Raw genomic sequence first — 7714 nt, 5'->3', positions numbered from 1 at the left:
GCAGACCCGTGGTCCAGCACGGGTCAGGGCAATCGAGACAAGCGCTTCCTCCCGGGCGTGAACGCCCGGGGTTCCGCGCTAGATCGTGCTGAACACGACACCGTCGGAGTACCGCAGCAGGTTCCGGCACACGGGATAGCCCCAGCCCCGCGTTGGGATGGACGATTCTCGGCTGCCGCGGACCTGGCAAGCTCGCGATCGATCTCGCGGGCCCAAAGTCTCCACCGGGACATGCTCCACGGCCGGAGAGAGATCGAGCCGGCCGTCATGCAGCCGCTCCAGGACGGCGGTGGTCGCGCCAGTGAACCGCGCCTTGTACGTCGATGCAGTTTTCGGTCGTCTCCACCGCTCGCCGCGCGGGTCAGCCCGTACTCGACCGAGGTCTTTCAGGGCAGAGTCAGGCCGGCGATGACGGCCTCCCGGTCAGGTCGATGCCCGCGGCGAGAGTGTGGAGGCAGGGCAGGTCGTTCGTTGCGGACGGTGTCGAGCCACTCGAACAGCCGCTGCCCTTGGCGCTCGGTGAGCATGGTAGCGAAGGACCGGACGTACCGGGTGAGGGCATCGCGTTCGGAGCAGTTGGATCGGACAGTCTTGAGCCGGCCGTCTCGTGATCGGCGACCAGGCAGGGCAGGCAGCAGTGACACTCAGGGCGCGGGTGCCGGCGATGCGGCCTCCCATGCAAAACCGTCCGGGTCGGTGAAAGGCCCGGCATCGCCGCCGATCATGAGCTGGTGCGATCCGATGCCGTCGGGTGAGACACCGGCGTCCTCGGCAAGGGCACGGCGCCTGTACAGCGCCAGCTTGACGGGACTCGACGCAGCAGCGAACTCGACGTACACGCGGCCGAAGCTCTTCGCCACGGTAAGGCCTTGGTCGACGTAGAACCGCTTGCTCGCGGCCACGTCCGCGACTCCCAGGAGGAGCACGATCTCGTCGATCTGCCGGGTGGCCGGGCCGGTGTCCTTCTTCGCCGAGGTCGCGACCTTCCAGATCGTCCCGTCCGGGGCCTGTACGACCCCGCCGTAGCCCCAGAGTGACTTCGAGGCCGGCTTCAGCGGCGTGGCGCCGGCGTCGAGGGCGGCGTCGATGAGGCTGTTGACGGTGGCCGGCTGGGACACCGTGAGCGACAGCGTGAAACCACGGAAGCCGGTCGTCGGTGCCTCCGAGGCTCGCAGACCTATCTGCGTGTCCAGACCGAAGGCGGCGGTGTAGAAGCGGTTGGCGGCCGTGGGGTCGGCCACCTCGAGGGTGATGGATTCGATGGATGCCATGGCCATCACGCTAGTTGTGGCTCGGCGACCGGCGCTTCTTGATTCCTGACCGGTCTGGTCACCTGTTTCGCCACACACGGCGGCATCCCCGCCGCAGTGCCCGTTGCGCGGCGACGGTAGGCGCTGGGCGGCATGCCGACCAGCTCGGTGAAGCGGGTGCTGAAGGTGCCCAGCGATGAGCAGCCGACCGCGAAGCAGACCTCGGTGACGGTGAGGTCCCCACGACGCAGCAGCGCCGTCGCGCGCTCGATGCGCCGCGTCATCAGGTACGCGTAAGGCGACTCGCCGTAGGCGAGCCGGAACTGGCGGCTGAGGTGCCCGGCCGACATGTGCGCGCCGCGGGCGAGCGCCTCGACGTCCAGCGGCTGCGCGTACTCCCGGTCGATCCGGTCGCGGACGCGGCGCAGTCGCGCGAGGTCGCTCAGGCGCTGCGCCGCGGTGCGTGCGCGCCCCCACGAGGGGTGACACATGAGAAAAATCCTTTCATCGATGTCCGCGAGCACCTGGGTTCCATGCCGAGGTAGGCGGCGAGGTGCTCGATGGCGATGCCCGGCTTGCCGGAGTCGACGAGCCGGTCGAGCAGGCCGACCAGCTGCTCGACGTCGGCGGGACGGAGGCCGGTGGTCGGCTCGGCGAGGAAGTAGACGCTGCACTTGTGGACGGCCAGCGTGCTCGCCACGGCCTCGGCGGCCGGCATCGCGGGCACCTCTGCGATGGTGCGGCCGCCGAGGGGGTGGTCGAGGACAGCGGCCTGGAAGCGTTGGCCGCCGCATTCTTCGCAGGTGGTCGCGACGCCGGCCATCATGGCCGAATCGATGATTGGACGGCTCAGCGAAGCTCCTGGATGCGGACCAGGTTGCCCGCGGGATCGCGGAAGGCGCAGTCGCGGATGCCGTACGGCTGCTCGGTCGGCTCCTGGACGACCTCGGCGTCGCTGGCCTGCAGCTTCTCGAAAGTGCCGTCGAGGTCCCGGGTGGCCAGCAGGATCCAGCCGTAGGTGCCCTTGGCCATCATCTCGGCGATGGTGCGGCGCTCGTCCTCGGTGACCCCAGGGTCGGCGGCCGGCGGCGCCAGGAGGATGGACGTACTGGGCTGGCCGACGGGGCCGACCGTGATCCAGCGCATCTTGCCCTGTCCGACGTCGCTGCGGACCTCGAAGCCGAGGACGTCGCGGTAGAAGGCCAGGGACGCGTCCGGGTCGTCATGCGGGAGGAAGCTCGTGTGAATGGTGATGTCCATGCCGATCAGGCTAGGTGCGGCTCCGTGACCGCGCTTCTCGATTCCTGATCGATCTGCCCACCTGTTTCGCCACACACGGTCGCATCCGCGTCGTCGCGCGCACCATCTGGCGCCGCATCGCCCAGGATCTCCTCAATCGTCTCCCAGGTGATCACAAGCCGGGGCAGCGCGCCTCCTCCTCAGCCACCAGTCGCCGGTTCAGCTCCGCGTTCTGCTCCCGGGCGCGCTCCACCCGCTCCCGGGCCGAAGCCTCCCGACCGGACAGCCAACCGCTTGGGCAACACCGCGATCAAGAAATCGTCACGGAACGAAACGACGTCATTGGCCATGCGTGAGGGAATCCAAACTGGCCGCTGACACGGGCCGTAGGCCCGGACCTGCTTGTGGGAACGGTGTGTACCTCCCTTCAGCATGATCTAGCGAGGAACCCCGGCTCTTTAGTACTCCAGCAGGACTTTGGTGTCTGACCTGGGGCGATGCCCGGGCGGCTGGAGTGTAGCGGGACGGTAGCTGGTCAGGGGCGGCCTCGAAGAGACCGCCCCTCGATCGTGCGACAGCGTCGCTGGTAGTGGCAGCGGCGGGCGACTGCTTGGCGTCGTCGGCGCCAGTTCGACCAGCTCATCGCGTGGCGTCGGCCTCGGTGTCCGCGCAGGTGCGGGGGCTGGGGACGACAAGCTGCCAGGAGTCGCCGAATCTCCGCCACTGTGAGCTCGATGGTCTCGGCTGTCTCACCGGTTCCGCCCCGAGGCTGCTATATCAAGTCAAGCTGCTTGAGGGAGATCTTCAGCGGTGATCTGCTGTGCGGGGTGATCTCCTCGTTCGAGGAGCTTGAAGAGCTGCCGACAGATCGCACGCTTGAGACAGCGTTGTGCGTCTCTCGCGGTCTTTCCCTCACTGATTCGCCGGGCGACGTTGGCACGGGTGATCGGGTCGAGGCGGATCCGAATCAGGGTGATCGTGTGGAGTGCCCGGTTGAGCTGCCGGTCTCCGCTGCGGTTGATCCTGTGCCGGTTGGTCAACCCTGACGAGGCGGGGATCGAGCGACGCCCGCGAAGGCCGCAAACGCTGCCTCGGACCGGAAGCGGCCGGTGTGCGACCAGCTGATCAGGATCTGGGCAGCACTGATCGGCCCGACGCCCTGTAACGCCAGCAGTTCGGGGGCGACCGTACGAACGAGCTCGAGGAGCTCCGTTTCGAGCTCCTTCGCCTCAGAGCGCAGGGCTTCGATCCGCTGAGCGGCGCTTCGCAGGGCGCGAACGGTCATTCGGTGCTCGGTGTCCTGGGTCGGCCGGTCCCGCAGCTTCGCGCAGTGAGCAACCTGGTCCTTACTCTTCATGCCTCGGAGTTCGACGCGGAGCTCGTCAGGCGCCGAGATGATCAGGGCCTTGAGCAGGTTGATAGCAGCGGTGCAGGCCAGAACGGCGCTTTGGCGAGTGGCCAGGAGGACACGAAGTGCCTCGCGCTCACCGCGGCGTCGTGGGTGAATGAGGTGTTCGGTCGCCAGGGCCTCCCTGGCCGCGCGGACAGCGTCAAGCATGTCGGTCTTGCGCCCGCCTCGGACCGCGGGACGCTTGGGCCGGCACACTTCGACGACGCTTTCACCAGCCGCGTCCAGGAAGGCGGCAAGCCCGGCGCCGTAGGAGCCGGTACCCTCCAGCGCCCAGCAGCACCGTCCCGGAATGTGCTGGCGGGCGAAGTCCAGCAGCTGCTGGTAACCCCGGGCATTGGCAGGCGAATCGGTGCTGGCGAGGACGGCGCCGATGGGGCTGACGGCCGCTGCGGCGAGGGTGTCTCGGTGCGTGTCGACGCCGATGACGCCGTCGACCTGTTCTGCGAGCATGGTCACGCGGTTGTTCTCCTTCAAGGGCTGGACGACCGTGGTCGGCGTCGGCCTGGGTGGAGTCACCGCGTGGCAGAACTGTGATGAGTCACGTCGAGATGGCGGACAAGCTGCTGATCAAGCCAACGGGGTGGGCCAGGCCGACGCCGACGTCCGGCAGACATCTCGGGGGCACGGCAAGCTCTGACGAGCCGCCAGTTACCGTTTCGGGTCATGCCGGAACGCCAACGCCAGCCTGGCAGCAACCCAACCCGGGCCGCAGGTCGACTATCACAGTTACCTTTTTCACGGCCCCGCAACGGGGCTCCCGGCCTCCGGGCCCGTCATGACTTGCTGCCCCAGTCGATCATGATCGAAAAGGTGCTGTCACCGGGTACCGGAGGCATTGGCAGACCGCTGATTAGGGGCACGAGCGCCGATCCCGTTCCTGGGTGAGGCAGGCTCTTCGTAACGTGGATGCCGGCACGCTGATGCCGCAGGTGGCGTGAACAGCCCACAGTGAACTGAGACTTGGGCACGGCCAGCACGTAGCCGACGCCCGACTGTTCCAGCAGCCGGCGGAAGCGGCTCTCCTGTCCGTAGGCGGCATCCGCGGTGACCCAGGTGATGGGCAGCGGCGAGGCGAGGGCACGCAGCACCATGCGCCGGGCCAGTTCGCCTTTGGTGGCGAACTCCCGCGCGTCGGGGACTCTGGCCGTGCGGCATCGTTCGCGGTCCTCGGTCCAGGACTTGGGCAGGTAGAGCTCGCGGTCGACCAGTGCCCGCCCCTTGACCGAGGCGTAGGCGGCGAAGACGCCGATCTGGCAGTTCTCGGTGCGTCCGGCGGTCCCGGAGTACTGGCGCTGGACCCCGGCGGAGGTGGTGCCCTTCTTGATGAACCCGGTGTCGTCGATGATGAGGACTCCGTTGTCCTTGCCGAGCTTGTCGGCGACGTATCCCTGCAGGTCGTCGCGGATATCGTCGGGCTCCCACTTCGCGCCGGCGAGCAGGTGCTGCAGGCCGTCGGGAGTGGGGTGGCCTGCCTGTTCGGCCAGCTGCCAGCTGTTCTTTCGGGCTACCGGGGCGAGCAGACCGCGTACGTAGTCACGCACGCGGCGACGGAGCTCGACTCGGCGGAAACGGTGGCCGATGGTCACGAAGAGGTCGTCCAGTTCAAGGTCCCGCTGCTCGGCAGCATGCTCGGTGATCACGCGGGGAGACTGCCCCGCCGCTGCCACTACCAGCGACGCTGTCGCACGATCGAGGGGCGGTCTCTTCGAGGCCGCCCCTGACCAGCTACCGTCCCGCTACACTCCAGCCGCCCGGGCATCGCCCCAGGTCAGACATCAAAGTCCTGCTGGAGTATTAGTACTCCAGCCGTAGATCGTGATCTTGTTGGTGGGGGGCGGCTTGATCGGTCAGCCTGTCAGATACGGTGCAAGCCATGGACGGCCGCGTGTACGTGCCCTGGTTCTCGGTCGGAGAGACCGATGAGGACGCGTTCGAGACGCTGGAAGGTGCATGGCGCACGTTCGTGTCCGTACTGCGCGAGCGGGCTGTCACCTGGCCCTGCGAACCCGACGACACCCTCATCCTCCGCCCTGAGGAGACCGGATTCGCGTATCTGCTGGCCCTGCTCTACGCGGTGACGCCTGGAACCCATGTCATCTCCCGTGTGTTCGGTGCGTTCTTCGACGAGCAGGGTGTGCTCGGTACCGAACTGCACGATCAGATGTACATTCCCCTCCAGGGGTCTGTGGTGGGAATACACCGCGTCGCCGGTTCACCCGCCCGCTGCGCGGAACTGACTGCGGACTGGTTTGAGCGCATCCTGCGGGGCCAGGCTGGCAACTGGCCGCCCCGGGGTCGTGATCTTCACGTCTGATTCGCGGATCGTCTGCGGTAATGGCCAGCCTGGGCTCGGGCCTGGTGGCGGCGTCGCCAGGCGGACCAGCGGAGCCGGTGGGCTGCATCGCACATGGGCCGGACGACGAGCGTCGTGAACAGTCGCTGGATCTCGTTGCAGGTGAGCGGAATCAGCCCGTCCGGGGCGGGATGGCGGGCGTGTTCGTCGGCACGGACGACGGCGAGGAAGGCGTGGGCGAGCATGGACAGAGTGACCCAGCGAGACCACGAGGTGAAGCGGCGGACCTGGTTCTCGTCCAGTCCGACCAGGCCCTTTCCGGCCTGGAAGGTCTCCTCCACCCGCCATCTTGACCCGGCGACGCGCACCAGCGTGGCCAGGGGTACCGGGGCGGGCGAGAAGCAGCGGTAGTAGGCGAGTTCTCCGGTGGTGCGGTTGCGGCGGATCAGCAGTCGGTGACTGCCGGGCCGGGGGTCGGCCAGGTCGATGACGGCCCAGTCGTAGAAGCGGTGCCCCTTGGCTCCCGCGCCTGCCGACAGCTTCTGCCAGGCACGCTTCGGCGCCTTCGCGGCGAGCGTGTCGGCACGGAACTTGCCCGCCCTGGTGGTGACTTCGGCCGAGCAGGCCACCGCGAGAACGTAGCCCAGGCCGCGTTCCTCCAGGGCGGACCGCAGCTTCGGGTTGCCGCCGTAGACCTCGTCGCCGGCGACCCAGCCGACGCGGTGTCCGGCGTCCAGGAACCGTTCGATCATCGTGCGGGCCAGCTCAGGCTTGGTCGCGAAGGCGATGTCCTCGCCGAGCCCCGCCGCCCGGCAGCGGTCCGGGTCGCAGGTCCAGGACCGGGGCACGTACAGTTCCCGGTCCACCGCCGCATGGCCTCGGGCACCTGCATAGACCGGGTAGACGGCGACCTGGGAGTTCTCGATCCGCCCGGCCGTGCCGGTGTACTGACGCTGGACCCCGACGGTGTGGACACCCTTCTTCACATCGCCGGTCTCGTCCACGACCAGCACCGCCTCCTCATCGTGCAGGTGCTCGACGACGTACTCGCGGACGTCATCACGGACGGCATCGGTATCCCAGGAGGCCCGGCACAGCAGATGCTGCATGTCGTGCGGACTCGCTTCCCCGGCCCACTCCGCGATCGTCCAGCAATTCTTGCGCGGCAGGTCCGACAGCAGGCCCAGCACCAACCGCCCGGCCCGGCGCCGTGGTTCGACCCGGGCAAAACGTCCCGCGATCCGCCCCATCAGGGCCTCGAACGCCTCCCGCCAGCGAGCGGGATCTATGCTGTGACCTGCGGCCACCGTCTCATCGTTGTTCCACACAAGCCACGATGATCAACGGTGGTCGCACCCGTCTCCACACCGGCCCGACCAGCAAGATCACGATTTACAGCTGGAGTATTAGAGCCGGGAGGAATCGTTTCTCTGGATTGTTGTGACCCGCGCGTGAGCACGGGTCTGCACTGTGGTCTTTACCCGCTCAGGCGGGGTGTTTTGGGTTCTCGATGTACTCCTT

The 7714-nt window shown here is 67.7% G+C and carries 6 protein-coding genes and 2 pseudogenes; 1 reads left to right on the top strand and 7 read right to left on the bottom strand.

The window, feature by feature from the left end; genetic code table 11:
• Window positions 1-644 precede the first annotated feature (644 nt).
• The 6 genes and pseudogenes from ACFV9O_RS38880 to ACFV9O_RS38855 all read right to left on the bottom strand — a co-directional run.
• On the bottom strand, window positions 645-1271 hold the full coding sequence (locus ACFV9O_RS38880; protein ID WP_385427403.1) for a glyoxalase: 627 nt from the start codon (window positions 1269-1271) through the stop codon (window positions 645-647).
• Between the two features lie 5 nt (window positions 1272-1276).
• Entirely contained in the window at window positions 1277-1741 is a 465-nt protein-coding gene (locus ACFV9O_RS38875; protein ID WP_385427400.1) for a helix-turn-helix transcriptional regulator, read from the bottom strand.
• The gene (locus ACFV9O_RS38870; protein WP_385427398.1) at window positions 1693-2076 is read right to left on the bottom strand and encodes a hypothetical protein; all 384 of its coding nucleotides are present in this window, start codon (window positions 2074-2076) and stop codon (window positions 1693-1695) included. The genes ACFV9O_RS38875 and ACFV9O_RS38870 overlap by 49 nt, the downstream gene beginning before the upstream one ends.
• Window positions 2077-2099: 23 nt before the next feature.
• Complete coding sequence (locus tag ACFV9O_RS38865; protein ID WP_385427395.1) at window positions 2100-2510, bottom strand: VOC family protein; 411 nt, start codon at window positions 2508-2510, stop codon at window positions 2100-2102.
• A 761-nt stretch (window positions 2511-3271) separates the two neighbouring features.
• Window positions 3272-4350 (bottom strand): annotated as a pseudogene (locus tag ACFV9O_RS38860) (IS110 family transposase).
• A 503-nt stretch (window positions 4351-4853) separates the two neighbouring features.
• Window positions 4854-5537: pseudogene (locus ACFV9O_RS38855) on the bottom strand (IS701 family transposase); the annotation flags it as partial.
• A gap of 236 nt (window positions 5538-5773) precedes the next feature.
• On the opposite strand from ACFV9O_RS38855, the gene ACFV9O_RS38850 reads away from it, so the two are divergent.
• Complete coding sequence (locus ACFV9O_RS38850; protein WP_385427392.1) at window positions 5774-6214, top strand: hypothetical protein; 441 nt, start codon at window positions 5774-5776, stop codon at window positions 6212-6214.
• Here the strand turns inward: ACFV9O_RS38850 and ACFV9O_RS38845 are convergent.
• A complete protein-coding gene (locus ACFV9O_RS38845; protein ID WP_385427406.1) occupies window positions 6205-7443 on the bottom strand; it encodes an IS701 family transposase in 1239 nt (412 codons plus the stop codon). The two genes, ACFV9O_RS38850 and ACFV9O_RS38845, sit on opposite strands and share 10 nt — an antisense overlap.
• Between the last annotated feature and the right edge of the window lie 271 nt (window positions 7444-7714).

The sequence above is a fragment of the Streptomyces sp. NPDC059909 genome, from assembly GCF_042730885.1.
In the GTDB taxonomy this organism is placed as follows: Bacteria; Actinomycetota; Actinomycetes; order Streptomycetales; family Streptomycetaceae; genus Streptomyces.
This window is presented reverse-complemented; position numbering and strand designations above follow the sequence as displayed.

Bases quoted from the DNA above. Each gene is read 5' to 3' on its own strand.
- ACFV9O_RS38875 (WP_385427400.1), bottom strand. From the start codon at position 1,741: ATGTGTCACCCCTCGTGGGGGCGCGCACGCACCGCGGCGCAGCGCCTG.
- ACFV9O_RS38845 (WP_385427406.1), bottom strand. From the start codon at position 7,443: ATGGGGCGGATCGCGGGACGTTTTGCCCGGGTCGAACCACGGCGCCGG.
- ACFV9O_RS38850 (WP_385427392.1), top strand. From the start codon at position 5,774: ATGGACGGCCGCGTGTACGTGCCCTGGTTCTCGGTCGGAGAGACCGAT.
- ACFV9O_RS38865 (WP_385427395.1), bottom strand. From the start codon at position 2,510: ATGGACATCACCATTCACACGAGCTTCCTCCCGCATGACGACCCGGAC.
- ACFV9O_RS38870 (WP_385427398.1), bottom strand. From the start codon at position 2,076: ATGATGGCCGGCGTCGCGACCACCTGCGAAGAATGCGGCGGCCAACGC.
- ACFV9O_RS38880 (WP_385427403.1), bottom strand. From the start codon at position 1,271: ATGGCATCCATCGAATCCATCACCCTCGAGGTGGCCGACCCCACGGCC.